The organism is Vibrio sp. 1288 (assembly GCF_033344475.1).
Genome location: NZ_JAWPOX010000276.1, coordinates 1 through 868, shown reverse-complemented (window position 1 = coordinate 868; position 868 = coordinate 1). Strand labels below are relative to the sequence as shown.

Sequence of the window (868 nt, the reverse complement as noted above, 5' to 3'; positions counted from 1 at the left end):
TTAGTGCGCTTGATCCCAGTTGTCACCGTGACCAGCTTCTGCCACCAAAGGCACTTTCAACTCTGCTGCAGATTCCATCAATTTCTGTACTTTACTTTCAATTTCGGACAAAGACGACTCTTCGACTTCAAATACCAGTTCATCGTGTACTTGCATCAAAAGTTTTACGCGACCATTGCCTTCTTCTTGAATCCATTGATCCACTAGCAGCATCGCTTTCTTAATAATGTCCGCTGCAGTGCCTTGCATTGGCGCATTGATCGCCGCTCGTTCTGCTGCTTTACGACGCATACCATTACGCGATTTGATTTCTGGCAGATGCAAACGTCGACCAAAAATGGTTTCTACATAACCTTTATCAGCTGCTGCGCTGCGCGTGTCTTCCATGTACTGCATTACACCTGGGTAACGCTCGAAGTATTTGTCCATATAAGCTTGCGCTTCACCACGAGGAATACCCAGCTGTTTTGCCAAGCCGAATGCGCTCATGCCGTAAATCAGACCAAAGTTCACCGCTTTCGCACGGCGACGCTGCTCACTTGATACCTGATCAATAGACACTCCCATGATTTCTGCTGCGGTTGCGGCGTGAATGTCTTTACCGTCACGGAAGGCATCAAGCAGCGCTTGGTCGCCAGAAAGGTGCGCCATAATACGCAGCTCGATTTGCGAGTAGTCGACAGCCAGAACCTTGTAACCAGCAGGAGCTACAAACGCCTGACGAATACGACGACCTTCTTCGTTACGGATTGGAATGTTCTGCAAGTTTGGATCAGTAGACGACAAACGACCTGTCGCAGTCACCGCTTGATGGTAAGAGGTGTGTACACGACCAGTTGAAGGGTTGATCATCTTCGGCAGCTTGTCT

At 48.8% G+C, this 868-nt stretch carries 1 protein-coding gene; it reads right to left on the bottom strand.

Translation table 11 applies throughout. The features are described 5' to 3' along the window. Nucleotides 1-868: DNA polymerase (locus R8O11_RS26200; protein WP_318194737.1), on the bottom strand; the 868-nt coding region annotated here is incomplete at its 5' end.